Source organism: Ruegeria sp. CG3 (genome assembly GCF_056537205.1).
This window is the reverse complement of the sequence record NZ_JBQFRC010000001.1, coordinates 935245-949360: the sequence shown is the minus strand read 5'-3', so window position 1 is coordinate 949360 and position 14116 is coordinate 935245. Positions and strand designations below refer to the sequence as shown.

Annotated in this window: 15 protein-coding genes and 1 tRNA gene; 2 read left to right on the top strand and 14 right to left on the bottom strand. The window is 60.2% G+C overall.

The window, feature by feature from the left end; translation table 11 throughout:
* The first annotated feature begins 185 nt into the window (after positions 1–185).
* Positions 186–797, top strand: coding sequence for an invasion associated locus B family protein (locus tag ACR0NB_RS04710; protein ID WP_170339137.1), 612 nt, complete (start codon positions 186–188; stop codon positions 795–797).
* A gap of 50 nt (positions 798–847) precedes the next feature.
* Here the strand turns inward: ACR0NB_RS04710 and ACR0NB_RS04705 are convergent, their stop codons facing one another.
* The 4 genes from ACR0NB_RS04705 to ACR0NB_RS04690 are packed head-to-tail and all read right to left on the bottom strand — an operon-like array spanning position 848 to position 5095.
* On the bottom strand, positions 848–2056 hold the full coding sequence (locus tag ACR0NB_RS04705) for a beta-ketoacyl-[acyl-carrier-protein] synthase family protein (RefSeq protein ID WP_093962085.1): 1209 nt from the start codon (positions 2054–2056) through the stop codon (positions 848–850).
* A gap of 9 nt (positions 2057–2065) precedes the next feature.
* Entirely contained in the window at positions 2066–2323 is a 258-nt protein-coding gene (locus ACR0NB_RS04700) for an acyl carrier protein (protein WP_093962086.1), read from the bottom strand.
* Between the two features lie 32 nt (positions 2324–2355).
* A complete protein-coding gene (gene lpxD, locus ACR0NB_RS04695) occupies positions 2356–3447 on the bottom strand; it encodes a UDP-3-O-(3-hydroxymyristoyl)glucosamine N-acyltransferase (protein ID WP_480775060.1) in 1092 nt (363 codons plus the stop codon).
* A 37-nt stretch (positions 3448–3484) separates the two neighbouring features.
* On the bottom strand, positions 3485–5095 hold the full coding sequence (locus tag ACR0NB_RS04690) for a L,D-transpeptidase family protein (protein ID WP_480775623.1): 1611 nt from the start codon (positions 5093–5095) through the stop codon (positions 3485–3487).
* A gap of 353 nt (positions 5096–5448) precedes the next feature.
* Between ACR0NB_RS04690 and mepK the strand changes: the two genes are divergently transcribed.
* Positions 5449–6018, top strand: coding sequence for a peptidoglycan L,D-endopeptidase MepK (gene mepK, locus ACR0NB_RS04685; RefSeq protein WP_480775059.1), 570 nt, complete (start codon positions 5449–5451; stop codon positions 6016–6018).
* Positions 6019–6149: 131 nt separating this feature from the next.
* Here the strand turns inward: mepK and ACR0NB_RS04680 are convergent.
* The 10 genes from ACR0NB_RS04680 to iscR form a co-directional block, all read right to left on the bottom strand.
* Positions 6150–6226: transfer RNA gene (locus ACR0NB_RS04680), tRNA-Arg, on the bottom strand.
* Positions 6227–6304: 78 nt separating this feature from the next.
* Positions 6305–7525: a cysteine desulfurase gene (locus ACR0NB_RS04675; protein ID WP_170523694.1), complete on the bottom strand. Its 1221-nt coding sequence runs from the start codon at positions 7523–7525 to the stop codon at positions 6305–6307.
* 11 nt (positions 7526–7536) lie between these two features.
* A complete protein-coding gene (locus ACR0NB_RS04670) occupies positions 7537–8103 on the bottom strand; it encodes a Yip1 family protein (RefSeq protein ID WP_480775058.1) in 567 nt (188 codons plus the stop codon).
* Entirely contained in the window at positions 8100–8585 is a 486-nt protein-coding gene (locus tag ACR0NB_RS04665; RefSeq protein ID WP_170357884.1) for a YIP1 family protein, read from the bottom strand. Before ACR0NB_RS04665 ends, ACR0NB_RS04670 begins: the two co-directional genes overlap by 4 nt.
* Positions 8585–9865 (bottom strand): Fe-S cluster assembly protein SufD, encoded by a 1281-nt coding sequence (gene sufD / locus ACR0NB_RS04660; RefSeq protein WP_480775057.1) that lies wholly within the window; start codon positions 9863–9865, stop codon positions 8585–8587. The genes ACR0NB_RS04665 and sufD overlap by 1 nt, the downstream gene beginning before the upstream one ends.
* Positions 9865–10620, bottom strand: coding sequence for a Fe-S cluster assembly ATPase SufC (sufC, locus tag ACR0NB_RS04655; RefSeq protein WP_170357887.1), 756 nt, complete (start codon positions 10618–10620; stop codon positions 9865–9867). The genes sufD and sufC overlap by 1 nt, the downstream gene beginning before the upstream one ends.
* A gap of 48 nt (positions 10621–10668) precedes the next feature.
* The gene (locus ACR0NB_RS04650; protein ID WP_170363443.1) at positions 10669–10866 is read right to left on the bottom strand and encodes a hypothetical protein; all 198 of its coding nucleotides are present in this window, start codon (positions 10864–10866) and stop codon (positions 10669–10671) included.
* Positions 10866–12386 (bottom strand): Fe-S cluster assembly protein SufB, encoded by a 1521-nt coding sequence (gene sufB, locus ACR0NB_RS04645; RefSeq protein ID WP_170339113.1) that lies wholly within the window; start codon positions 12384–12386, stop codon positions 10866–10868. The genes ACR0NB_RS04650 and sufB overlap by 1 nt, the downstream gene beginning before the upstream one ends.
* 18 nt (positions 12387–12404) lie before the next feature.
* A complete protein-coding gene (locus ACR0NB_RS04640; RefSeq protein WP_480775056.1) occupies positions 12405–13448 on the bottom strand; it encodes a cysteine desulfurase family protein in 1044 nt (347 codons plus the stop codon).
* 56 nt (positions 13449–13504) lie between these two features.
* Positions 13505–13963 carry a Fe-S cluster assembly transcriptional regulator IscR gene (gene iscR, locus ACR0NB_RS04635; RefSeq protein ID WP_093962098.1) on the bottom strand — a complete coding sequence of 153 codons (459 nt, stop codon included), beginning with the start codon at positions 13961–13963 and terminating at the stop codon, positions 13505–13507.
* Positions 13964–14116 lie beyond the last annotated feature (153 nt).

Genomic DNA, 14116 nt, shown 5'->3' with positions numbered 1-14116 from the left:
GAGCCGTACGTACGGCTCCCTTTGTCGTTTGTACTCAAAGGCTTCTCGGCGTCACTTCAGGTGGCCTATGATGGGTCGGCGAAAATCCGTCCAATCCCGCGTGCAGCGCGCGCTTTGCAACTGACATGGCCGAGCAGGAATGCTAGAGACGTTTGAAAAAGCTGTATCAGCACAATGAGGCACTGATGATCACCAAACTTGTTCCAGCCACCCTGGTAACGGCTGCATTGCTGGGCTCAGGCGCGTTCGCCCAGGAAGCCACGACTGAAACTCAAGAGCAGAGCCAAGCCGGTCAGACCACGGATACCGGCTCCGACTTGGATCTGGGTCAAAGCGGCCCGCGTGTCGGCGAGCAATATGTCCGCGAGAAGTCGGGCGACTGGGAGATCTCCTGCATCAAGGCGCAATCCGGCGATGACCCCTGCGCGATGGTTCAGATTCTCAACGGTGCGCAGAATGAACCTTTGGCCGAAATTACCGTTGGCAAGCTGCCCGCCGGTGGTGCCGCCGCAGCCTGGGCAAACGTCATTGTTCCGCTGGAAACCCTGCTGCAGGCACAACTGGCCATCTCGATCGATGGCGCACCGCGCAAGCTGTACAACTATCACCATTGTGTTCCGGTCGGTTGCGTTGCACAGCTGGGTCTGACCCAAGGCGACATTGACGCGATGAAAGCAGGAACGAAGGCTACCATTTCACTGGTGCCCGCACGCGCGCCCGATCAGGTTATCAACATGGATCTGTCGCTGAGCGGATTTACCGCTGCCTTTGACGGCCTGGAGGTCAACACCAACTGATCACGCCAAGATGAATGACCAAAGCCGCCATCCCCCGATGGCGGCTTTTTTCATACCTTCTTGAGGGCCAACACCGCGTTCAGACCGCCAAACGCAAAGGCGTTGCTCAATGCCACATTCACCTCGGCCTCGCGCGCCTCGTTTGGTACGACGTCCAAAGCGCATTCCGGGTCGGGTTCTTCATACCCGATGGTCGGAGCAATCACGCCGTCACGGACGGCCATGATACAGGCCAACAATTCAACCGCGCCGGTTCCGCCGATAAGGTGGCCGTGCATGGATTTGGTCGATGAGATCATCAGATCGTCGGCATGGCGTCCGAACACATCCGCGACTGCTGCGCATTCGGTCTTGTCATTGGCGGCGGTTCCGGTGCCGTGGGCGTTGATATAGCCCACGTCACTTGCGTTCAGCCCGGCGTCCTTCAAGGCCCCTGCCATGGCACGGGCCGCCCCCTGCTTGCTGGGCATTACGATATCCGTCGCGTCCGATGACATCGCATAGCCCGCAACCTCACACAGAATTTCAGCGCCGCGAGCACGCGCATGTTCGTATTCCTCGAATACGAACACACCGGCGCCCTCGCCCTGAACCATGCCATTGCGATTTGCGCTGAACGGCCGGCAGGCGTCCTTCGACATAACCCGAAGGCCTTCCCAGGCCTTGACCCCGCCAAAACACAACATGGATTCCGACCCGCCGGTAATCATCGCCGGGGCGGCGCCACTGCGCACCATCTGGAACGCCAGCGCCATCGCGTGGTTGGACGATGCACAGGCCGTCGAAACGGTGAAGCTGGGGCCTTTGAGGTTGTGCTCCATCGAAATGTGGCTTGCTGCCGCGTTGTTCATCAGCTTCGGCACGACGAATGGATGGACCCGGTTCTTCCCGTCTTCGTAGACAGAGCGGTAGTTGTCATCCCAGGTGGAAACACCACCGCCGGCCGTTCCCAGTACGACCCCCGACCGCACTGCCAATTCGCCGTGAAACTCCAGCCCCGACTGGTCGATCGCCTCTTTGGCCGCAGTCAGCGTGAATTGCGTGAACCGGTCATACAGCGCCATTTGCTGGCGATTGAACCGGCCTTCGGCCTCGAACCCGCGAACCTGGCCACCAATTTTGATGCTCAGTCGGTCGACGTCACGAAATTCAAGCTCGGAAATGCCGCAACGGCCTTCGCGCATCGCTTCCAGGGTGTCGGGCACGGAATGGCCCAGCGAATTGATCGTGCCAGCGCCGGTGATGACAACCCGTTTCATGACCGCGGATCAAACCTTTTCCGCGACCAGCTTTTCGATCCCGGCGATGATCGCCGCAACATTCGAAATGTCGAAATCACTTGCCGTCGGTTCGTTGGCGTTGAAGGGGATCGAGATGTCGAATTCTTCCTCGATGGCAAAGATGCTTTCAACGAGGCCCATGCTATCGATCCCGAGATCTTCCAAAGAGCTTTCGGGCGTCACGTCGGACGGCTCCAGCACGGCCTGCTCTGCAATGATTGCGATGACGCGGTCGCTGATGCTCATGTCGTTCCCCTGATTGTCGCGTTGCGGTTGATTTAGTCGCTCGACGAGGGTTTGAAAACCGTCTTTTTAAGCGCCTCTACGTCACGGGCCATGCGTGGAAGCCGACGCTGCGCCTTGTAGATTTCGGTGTGCGTTTCCATTTTCACGCCCGGATAGCCCATGATCACACGACCTGCCGGGACATTCGAAAGTATCTTGGTTCCACCGCCCGCGATCACGCCGTCACCGATGAAAATATTGTCGACGACTCCGGTCTGGCCACCCAAAACCACGTTGTTGCCGATCTCGACCGAACCGGACACTCCGGTTTGACCGCACAGCAGACAGTCTTTGCCGACCTGGGTGTTGTGCCCGACATGAACAAGATTGTCCAACTTGGAACCGTCTCCGATGACGGTGTTGCGGATAGTACCGTTGTCGACGGTGCAGTTCGCGCCAACCTCGACATCATTGCCGATCTGGACCGCACCGAGCGAATGGATGCGCAACCAGCTCTGCGCCTTGGCGTCTCCGGCGTCGCCCATGGTCTTGCGCACGTTTTCTACACCCGACACCTCGGGCGTGACAAAGCTGAACCCATCCCCGCCGATCCTGGCTCCGGGTTGCGCAATAAAGCGATCGCCGATGATGGAACGCGCGCCGATGCTGACCATTTCGCGCAACAGGCAGTTCTCGCCCAGCACGACATCCATACCCACGTGGCACTGGGCGCCGATCACCGTTCCGGACCCGATGCGGGCCCGGGGGCCGACAACGGCCAGAGGCCCGACGGACACATCTCCGGCGATCTCGGCCGTCGGGTCCACGACCGCCGAGGGATGGATCCCGGGCGCGACACCCTGCCCCCGGTCCAGCATCGTGGTAATTCCGGCCATTGCCATACGGGGGCGGCCAACGAACACGGCGCCCTCCAGACCCAGTGCGCGCCAGTCGGCACCCTCCCACAGAACGGCACAACGCGCCTGACCCTCAGCCAGGGCTTCGGCGTATTTCGGAGCCATCGCCATAGCCAAATCGGTCGGACCGGCATCCTTGGGCTCGGCCGCCCTCAGAATCGTCAGGGTGGTGTTTCCCTCGGCCGGCGCCCCCAGAGCATCGGCGATTTGCTGTAAGGTGAACTGCATCGCGGGCTTCCTTGTCGCAGGATTTTGCGCCCTGTGCTTACCCCTGAACGTTCGGCAGGGCCACCCCTGCTTTTTGCAGGGCATCCCAAATCTTCTGATCCCGCCCATAGACATCGCGCCGATACTGCACGTCGCCCTTCGGCCCGACGAACGCGGTGCGGTAAATCAGATGAACCGGAACCGGCTGTTTGAGGTCAACCTTGGTTTCACGTCCAGTACCCAGCACCCTGTGGAAAAAGGCCTTGGGATCCTCTTCCTGTTTTGCCAGCAAAGCATAGGCGAAATCAAAAGGTTGCGCCAAACGAATGCACCCGTGAGAGAAGGCGCGCACTTCCCGTGCGAACAGGCTCTTCTGCGGGGTGTCGTGCAGATAGATGTTGTACTTGTTGGGGAACATGAACTTGACCAGCCCCAAAGCGTTGCTCTGCCCCGGAGGCTGGCGCATCGCAAACGGGAAGCTGCGAGCCGTGAACTGGTTGAAGTCCACCGCATTGCGGTTCACCTGGCGCCCGCGCCGATCGGTGATCTCAAGATGCCGGACGGCATTGGGGTTGGCCCGCAACTTCGGCAGGTATTCCTTGGTGATGATCGAGCGCGGCACATGCCAGCTGGGATTGATCACCATGTGCTCCATCACATCCGAAAACTCGGGGCTTTGACGATCGCTGGTGTTTTTGCCGATCACCGCACGTGTTTCAAATGTCACCCGACCATCGTCGACGATTTTCGCGGAAAAGTCGGCCTGATTGACCAGAACATGCCGTGCCCCCCTCTCGCGAGGGAGCCAGCGTTCACGTTCCATCGCAACCATCACCGCCTTGAGCCGGTCAGAAGGTGAACGGTTGATTTCGGCAATCGTTCCCTGGCCAGCGACACCATCTGGTTCAAGTCCATGGGCGCGTTGGAAGGCTTGCACCGCTGCCACCATGGAGTCGTCATATTCCGGGCTGGCCGTGGGCTTGAGGAACCCCATCGCAACCAGACGGTTACGCAGCTTTATGACGCTCGGCCCCGTATCGCCGCGTTCGTATTTTCCGGTTGGTACGGTCGGCCCCCATTCACCGTGTTCGTTAAGTGACTGCAGCGCCATCTTCTGCTTGAGCAGCGCCCGGTACTGACTGGACTGCGGCGGAAGCTGCGCGAGATAAGAGCCGTCAGTGGATCTCATCATCGCCGCAAGATGATCCGAAGCCGGCTTCCGTTCGACCGCACGCACGAGGCCGGCATCGATCTGAGCCGGGCGCAGCAGCCCGGACTGAATATCCTGCGCATAGCGGACAAACGCCTCGCTCAGAGCCGCCTCAAGCGCCCCGAGATCGCGGTTTGACCGAGCGCTTTCCATCTTCGCCATCAGGCCGTCGACGTCATATCGTTCGGCCGGAAGCCCGTGCATCTGAGCATGGGACAATGCTTTGATAAGTGCCGACCGACGCGCCGCATGATCAGAGGTAGGACCGACCCAAATCGGCGCGAATTCCTGTTCTCGATAAAAGGACGCGATATCCGGGGTTGTCTCTGCGCTTTCCGCGACAGCCATCCGAAACGCGAAACTCTCAGCCTGGGTCGGAGCCGCCTGAACGGATGTGGCCGACACGGCGATGCTTGCGGCAAACAGAAAAATCGTACAGGTCCGACGGACAGAATTCATGGGATAGCCTTGGTTTTCAATAACTTGGAACACTAGTTTTCGCGCCCGACAATTATGTTTCACGCCTCGGGGGATTGTCCACTCACATTTCCAACAGCACATCACACCGCTGGCCCCCTGATGCGCGTTTGCATCGTCTGGAAAAAACGAAAGGGATTCAGGCCTGTCCGCCACATTTTTTGTCACTTGCGCAGATTTTCGCCGAAAATTCCCCGTAAGAAAGCACAAGACCAAAAGATCACTTGGCGCAAGAATCCCTCTGTGGCATAAAATCCGCATCTGGGATGGGAAAGAATTAAGAAAGCGCACGTAACATCGTGTGCAGGCAGGAACTGTACGGGACGAAACACGCTATGACCAAGAGCAGTACCTCGGGGATGACCCGGCGTGCCCTATTGGGCGCATTCGCGGCAACGGCAGTTGTTGCAGCACCAACCTACTCAAACGCAGCAGGCTTCCTTCGCGGGGGCGGAGACATCCGCAGGATCCGTATGTACTCGGGTCGTACGGGCGAGCGTTTGGATATGATCTACTGGGTCGATGGCAAATACGTCAAAGACGCGGTCAAGGAAATCAACCACTTCATGCGTGATTGGCGCACCGATCAGTCAAAGGACATGGATCTGCGCACGATCGACATCATGGCCGCGGCCTACAACCTGCTGGATGTGAACGAGCCCTACATGCTGTTGTCGGGCTACCGCTCTCCGCAGACCAACGCCATGCTGCGCCGTCGGTCGCGCGGTGTCGCCAAGAACTCTCTCCACGTCAAAGGTCAGGCTGCGGACCTGCGGCTTGCCTCCCGCTCGGTCTCACAGATGGCCAAGGCAGCCATTTCGTGCCGTGCCGGCGGTGTCGGCCAATACTATGGATCAAATTTCGTGCACATGGATTGCGGCGACGTTCGCTCCTGGCGCGGCTAATACACTACCACTCACCAACCCCGCAAAAAGCCCCGGCGCATCACTGCCCGGGGCTTTTTGCTGCGCAGCGCCTATCTGGCAATGACGGACACAGGCGCAGAAGCGCTACGCCTTGAAACGCTGGAAGAAAGTGGCGCACCTGAGAGGATTCGAACCTCTGGCCTCTGCCTTCGGAGGGCAGCGCTCTATCCAGCTGAGCTACAGGTGCGTTGGCCGTTAGCTAACCTTGTTCCGATCCGGGTGCAACTGGATTTTGCATGTCGGAACTCGGTTTAGCGACGAACAATCAGGCAAACAATTCGTGCGCCAGTTCCAGCGCATCGATCAGTGTGTCGACCTCATCGGTTGTGTTGTACAGACCAAAACTGGCGCGGCAGGTGGCCGTAACCCCGAGATGATCCATCAACGGACCGGCGCAATGGTGCCCCGCCCGAACGGCGACGCCCTTCTTGTCGAGAATGGTGGATACATCGTGCGCGTGGCCCGCACCATCCAGCGTAAAGCTGAAGATAGCGGCCTTGTCGGGCGTCGTCCCCTGAACCTGCAGCCAGTTCAGCCCGGTCAGGCGCTGCATTGCATAGTCGCGCAAGCCCGCCTCATGGGCCGCGATGTTGTCCATCCCCAAACTCATCATGTAGTCCAGCGCAACGCCCATGCCGATTGTCTGGACGATACCCGGAGTGCCGGCTTCGAATTTCATCGGCGGATCGTTGTAGATCACCCTGTCTTTCGACACTTCCTTGATCATATCGCCTCCTCCGATGAAGGGGCGCATCTCGGCCATGCGTTCCGATTTGATAAAGATCGCGCCGGATCCCGACGGGCCGTACAGCTTGTGTCCGGTAATAGCATAGAAATCACACCCGATATCCTGCAGATCCACCGGCATGTGAACCGCGCCCTGGCTTCCGTCGACCAGCACAGGCACGCCTTTGGCATGGGCGCCTTCGGTGATCGCCTTCACGTCAACCACGGTACCCAGAACGTTGGAACACTGGGTCACCGCCACCAGTTTGGTCTTGGGCCCGATGGCGTCGATCACGGCCTGCGGATCCAGCGCACCACTTGCATCCACGTCCACCCATTTCAAAACGACGCCCTGTCGTTCGCGCAGAAAATGCCAGGGTACGATGTTGGCATGATGCTCCATGACGCTCAGAACAATTTCGTCGCCGGCCTGCATCCGCGGCATGGCCCACCCATAGGCGACTAGGTTGATCCCCTCGGTCGTCCCGGAATTCAGGACGATCTCATCCTCATTCGCGACATTCAAAAACCGGGCGACGGTTCCGCGCACGGATTCGTACTTTTCGGTCGCCAGGTTCGACAGATAGTGCAATCCGCGATGCACGTTCGAATACTCGTGCGCATAGGCATTGGTGACTGCATCTATCACCACCTGAGGTTTCTGCGCCGAGGCCCCATTGTCGAGATACGTCAACGGCTTCCCGTTCACCTCACGCGAGAGGATCGGGAAATCGGCGCGGATTTTCTGGACGTCATACATGAACGAATTCCCTAAACAGGCCCGCTTGGGGTCATCAACAGGACGAAAGGTATCGCCAGCAATCCCGAGATGAGGATGACCACGAAGGATTTGCCCAGCGAGTTGAAGTGATGCGCCTGATTGATGAAATGCAGGCTGATGTAGAGGCTGTACAGGCTCATCCCCAATACGAGGATCAGGAACATCGTCGGCGCAACCATCACCATGACGAAGATGATCAATTGGCCCAGAATCTGCAGAAATTGCAGCCAGACCATTAGCAACATCATGCCTTCCAGGCTACCGGTGCCGCCAAGAATCCTGCCGACAAAATGGAACGCGAAGATGCCCAAGAGAACGGCCCCGGCCGAAGTCGCCAACGACTGCACAACCGGTTCAAACGCCATATCCAGCGATGGATCAAGCGCCGGAAACACAAGGGTCGACAGTGATTGAGACAAAGCGTTCAGGACAACGACCAATGCCAGCGCTGTCCAAAGCACATCCCGACCGGGTACACTGGTCAACAGACGCCTTGCCGCCTCGGCCGGATTTGCCAGTGTCAGAACGGCCAGATGTCCCAGAAATGCGGCGTTCATGCCGGCGCCCTTCGTGTTTGAGAAAACCCGGAAAACCAGAACCAGACGAATACCGCAACCCACAGGGCCCCGGTCAGCGTCTGGACAGGGCCCGGACCGATGAAACCCGCCACCAGCCCGTTCAACAACACCAGCGGCGATGAGGCGAGCAGAGCCCAGAACAGCGCAAGCCGCGCCTGATAGGACGTGGTTGCACCGCCGAACATGCGAGAAATCAGATAAGTCCCCCAGGCAAGGACGTAAAGCAGTAACGGCAGAATGAAGACCGACCCCAGCAAGGCCCCACCCATCAGCATGTTCAGGTCCAACCCCTCAAGATGGGCACGGCGCGCAAGGCCCGGCAACTGTGCGATAAAGCCAATCACACAGAACGCCATGACAAAGGCCAGCGCGCGGTCTTCGCGCGGGCCCATGTCCAGCAGTCGACGCACCACCCGACCGGGCCCGCGATACGAGGCGACGATATCGGTGGTCACCGGCATCAGCTGTGCCGCGCCAACCAGCCTTCCAGCCGCGAGACGATGTCCTCGGCCAGCGCTTCGTCTTCGATCTCTTCCACGGCTTCGGCCAAAAAGGCCAGCGTCAGCATGTTGGTCGCCTCCTTTGCCGGAACCCCGCGCGAGCGCAGGTAGAACAGCGCGGTCTCGTCGATCGCACCCGAGGTCGACCCATGCGAACAGGCCACGTCGTCGGCATAGATCTCAAGCTCGGGCTTGGCCAGGAACTGACTGTCGTCATCCAGCAGCAAAGACTGGCTGATCTGGTAGCCATCGGTCTTCTGAGCGCCTTCCTTGACCAGGATCTTGCCTTGGAACACGCCGGTCGCGCCGTTGCGCAGAACCTTCTTGAACACCTGACGGCTTTCGCAGTTCACCGCGTCATGGGTGATGAACACCGTGTCGTCATGGTGGAAGTCGCCATCGCCCACGCAGGCGCCGGCCACATGCGCCACCGCATCGTCGCCGGTCAGCTCGACCACCTGTTCATTGCGCGTCAGCACACCATTCACGGTCAGGGTGAAAGACTTGTAGACGGAGTCCTTGCCCAGCCGAGTGAACATATGCGTCGCGGCACGGCGCTGATGGTCCCTGCCCTGCGCCCGGACATGGTGCAGCCTGCCGCCATCGGCGATGTCGATCTCGATGCACTTGTTGAACCGCGAGGCCGCCGGGCCATTCTCGAGAATCGTCACCTCGGCGCCGCTTTCCACGCGGATCACGTGGTGCAGGATCGCGTCCGAGGTCTCGGAGTCGTGGCGATAGATCAGACTGATCGGCTTGGACGGGTTGCCGGTCACATTGATCGCCACGCCGTCCTGCGCAAAGGCGGTGTTCAGCGCCGCCAGCGGGCGTTGAACCGGGGTCTGGCCCCGCTCCTCGAGCACGCCGTACAGTTGCTTGGCCCAGTGGATGTCCTTGCAGCAGATATCCTCGAGCCGGTCGATGCTCACGCCTTCCAGCGTCAGGTCATCGCTGTCCTCGGGGCTGAACACGCCATCGACGAAGACGATTTTAAGGCGGTCGAACCCGTCAAAGACCATCGGTTCGTCGGTGTGGAATACCTCGGCCGTTGGGGCCTCGGGCGAGGTAAGCGTATCGGGACGCGTGTATTTCCAATACTCGTCGCGCCGCCCGGGCAAACCCGTGGCGCGCAGCCGGGCCAGGGCCGCCTCGCGTGCGTCGCGGGTGCAGCCGGCTTCGGGCATGCGCAGCGTGGCTAGCCGCGCCTCGGTCGCGGATTGTTTCACGTCGGGCAAGGCCATCAGTTCACCTCGGCAAGAATGTCGGCGTAACCGTTGTTTTCGACTTCCAGCGCCAGCTCGGGCCCGCCGGTCTTGACGATCCGGCCATCGGCCATGATGTGCACCACGTCGGGTTTGATGTGGTCCAGCAGACGCTGATAGTGGGTGATCACCAGGAATCCACGGCCTTCGTCGCGCAGCGCGTTCACGCCTTCTGCAACAAGTTTCATGGCATCGACATCCAGACCCGAGTCGGTCTCGTCCAAGATACACATCTTGGGCTCGAGCATCGCCATCTGCAGGATTTCGTTGCGCTTCTTCTCGCCGCCCGAGAAGCCCACGTTCACCGGGCGTTTCAGCATGTCGGCGTCAATCTTCAGCGACTTGGCCTTTTCGCGCACCAGCTTGAGGAAATCCGCGGCCGAGAGTTCTTCCTCGCCGCGCGCCTTGCGCTGGGCGTTCACGGCGGTGCGCAGGAACGTCATGTTGCCCACGCCCGGGATCTCGACCGGGTACTGGAACGCCAGGAACACGCCGGCGGCGGCACGCTCTTCCGGCTCCATCTCCAGCAGGTCGGCGCCATCCAGAGTCGCCGAACCCTCAGTGACCTCATACCCGTCACGGCCCGACAGCACATAGCTGAGCGTCGATTTGCCCGAGCCGTTCGGCCCCATGATCGCGTGCACCTTGCCGGCCTCGACCGTCAGATCCACGCCCTTGAGGATCTGCTTTTCCTCTTCCTCAAGTTTGACGTGCAGGTTCTTGATTTCCAGCATGATTTGTCCTTTTGCGTATCGTCGGGACGCGCCGGCCCCGGTCTGTTCCTATCCCAGCATCCTGCGCAGCAGCCGCGCCGCGATCCATCCCAGGACCGCCCCGCCGCCGATTGCCCAGACCGGGTTGATGAAATCGGTGTAGTTGACGTTGACATAGGCCACGCCCAGCAAGCCGCCCAGAACAGGCAGCGCATAAGACGCCGCGGTCAGGACATCATCCCTGCGGGTGCGCGGCGAGCGAGCCATCAGCCGACCGAGCCTTCCAGCGAGATCGCGACCAGCTGCTGGGCTTCCATGGCGAACTCCATCGGCAGCGCCTGCAGCACGTCCTTGCAGAAACCGTTGACCACCAGCGCCACGGCCTCTTCCTCGTCCATGCCGCGCTGGCGGCAATAGAACAGCTGATCGTCATCGACCTTCGAGGTTGTGGCCTCGTGCTCGACCCGGCTGCTGTTGTTCTTGACCTCGATATACGGAACGGTGTGCGCCCCGCATTTGTCGCCGATCAGCAGGCTGTCGCATTGGGTGTAGTTCCGGCTGTTCTTGGCCTTGGGGTGCATCGACACCAGCCCGCGATAGGTGTTCTGGGCCTTGCCCGCGCTGATGCCCTTGGACACGATGCGCGACTTGGTGTTCTTGCCCAAATGGATCATCTTGGTGCCGGTATCGGCCTGCTGCATGTTGTTGGTGATGGCGATCGAGTAGAACTCGCCTTGGCTGTCATCGCCCCGCAGGATGCAGGACGGGTATTTCCAGGTCACGGCACTGCCGGTCTCGACCTGCGTCCACATCACCTTGGACCGGTCGCCCCGACAATCGGCACGCTTGGTCACGAAGTTGTAGATGCCGCCCTTGCCGTTCTCGTCACCCGGGAACCAGTTCTGGACGGTCGAGTATTTCACCTCGGCGTCTTCTTCGACGATGATCTCGACCACTGCGGCGTGCAGCTGCGCGGTATCACGCTGCGGCGCGGTGCAGCCTTCCAGATAGGACACGTACGAGCCCTTGTCGGCGATGATCAGAGTCCGCTCGAATTGGCCCGTGTTTTCCGCGTTGATGCGGAAATAGGTGCTCAACTCCATCGGGCAGCGCACGCCCGGCGGCACATAGACGAACGACCCGTCCGAGAACACGGCCGAGTTCAGCGTGGCATAGAAATTGTCCGACACCGGAACAACCGAGCCCAGATATTTCTTCACCAGTTCGGGGTGTTCCTTGATCGCCTCGGAAATCGAGCAGAAGATGACGCCGGCCTTCTTCAACTCGGCCTGGAAGGTCGTGCCCACCGAAACCGAGTCGAACACCGCATCCACGGCGACCTTGCGGCCCTCGGCCGGGGCATCCTCGGCGCCTTCGACGCCTGCCAGAATCATCTGCTCTTTCAGCGGGATACCCAGCTTTTCGTAAGTAGCCAGCAGCTTGGGATCGACCTCGTCCAGAGACTTGGGCTTGGTCTCCATCGACTTGGGCCGGGCATAGTAATACTGGTCCTGAAAGTCGATTTCGGGATAGTGGACCATGGCCCATTTGGGCTCTTCCATCTGGGTCCAGCGCTCGAAGGCCTTCAGACGCCATTCGGTCATCCACTCGGGCTCTTCGTTCTTTTCCGAGATCAGTTTGACGATATCGGGGTTCACGCCCTTGGGCGCGTATTCCATCTCGATATCCGTATCCCACCCGTATTTGTAGGTTCCGACCTCGCGCACCGCGTCAACGGTTTCCTGATCGACACCTTCTTTTACCTGGGTCTGGTCCAAAGCGGCCATGTTCCACCCTCCGTCAGATCACGCGGCCCGCGCGCGATGCTTTTTCTCTTTTTCCAGCCACGTTTCGGCGAAACGTAGCACGTCTTCTTCACTCGTCTCGGGGCCCAGCGAAACGCGTACTGCGCTGGCTGCCGTGGCCTCGTCATATCCCATCGCGGTCAGTACCGCGCTTGCCTTCACCTTGCCGCTGGAGCAGGCCGAACCGGCGCTGATCGCAAAGCCCGACAGATCCATCTGCATCACCTGCGTTTCGCCCTTCCAGCCGGGCGTCGCAAAGCACAGGGTGTTGGGCAACCGATCCTGATCTTTCCCGACAAAAATAGTAGATTTAGAACCAGCCTCAAGGGCCTTTTCTAGAATATTTCTAAGTTCTGCAACCTTTTCCCAAACCCCGTTTGCCAGATCCCGCACCGCCGCTTCAGCCGCAGCGCCGAACCCCGCGATTCCAATGACATTTTCCGTCCCCGACCGGCGACCCATTTCCTGCCCGCCGCCCTTGATCCGGGCCTCCAGATCCGTACCGCGTTTCATAACCACGGCGCCCACACCCTTTGGCCCGCCCAGCTTGTGCGCCGAGACCAACGCGATCTGCACATCCAGCCAGTTGAACGCGATCGGCAGTTTCCCGAACGCCTGCGTTGCATCGGTGACGGCCAGACCCTTGGGCAAGGCCTGAATGATTCCGGTTTCCGAATTGGCAAGTTGCAACGTGGACCGGGCCGGGTCGGCAACGGTAACAGCGCCTTGGTTCGAAACCGGCAAATCCTCAACGGTCCAGGCCCTTACGGCATCATGTTCGATCGCCGCGCCATGCAGGTCGCGCCCTTCCAAGACCAACGCCGCGCCTTCGGTGGACCCGGATGTGAATACGACATCGGCCCCATCCGCGCCAAAGGCCGCGGCCACCTGAGCACGCGCCTTTTCGATGACGGCTTTGGCCGCTCGCCCCTCGGCATGGACCGAGGAGGGGTTGCCGCAGACCTCCATCGCGGCGATCATTGCGTCGCGCGCCTCGGGGCGCAGCGGGGTCGTGGCGTTGTGATCCAGGTAAACACGTTTCATGGACTCACCTTTTCATCCACGGCCACACCCTTCGAGATTCCCAATCCACTCACCGGTCAATCATCCACGACCGAGAACAGCCCCGGCACCGCTGGACACGGCGCAAGGTCGTTCTGGATCACATCGGACAAGCGTGTCTGGTGCAGGAACACGTAGACATGCGCGCTGAGACTTTCCCACAGGCGGTTGGTCAGCGACTGCGCCCGGCTGCCCGAGGATCCCCCCGAAGCCCCGGCCCCCTTGTGCATGGCATCAACTGTTTCATCCACGGCTGACAGAATCTCGACCACGCGGATCTCCGACGCCGGCCGCGCCAAACGGTAGCCGCCGCCCGGCCCGCGCACGGATGCAACCAGATCGGCACGGCGCAGCTTGACGAACAGCTGCTCCAGATAGGGCAGCGAAATGTCCTGACGCTCGGAAATCTCTCCCAGGGTCACCAGCGTGTCGGCGGGTTGAAGCGCGATGTCCGCCAACGCCACCATCGCGTAACGGCCCTTGGTTGACAGCTTCATTCTTCGATCCTCGTGGCTTGAACCGCGTGAAAACATTGACGTCGCCGCGGTCAGTGCGTATCTCCGACTGACAGCGTGTTCACGCTGCGATACTCAATTAGAACCGTTCTAAGGTGCCTGACGATAACCGTCAAGTATATCCCGGCGCCCGCG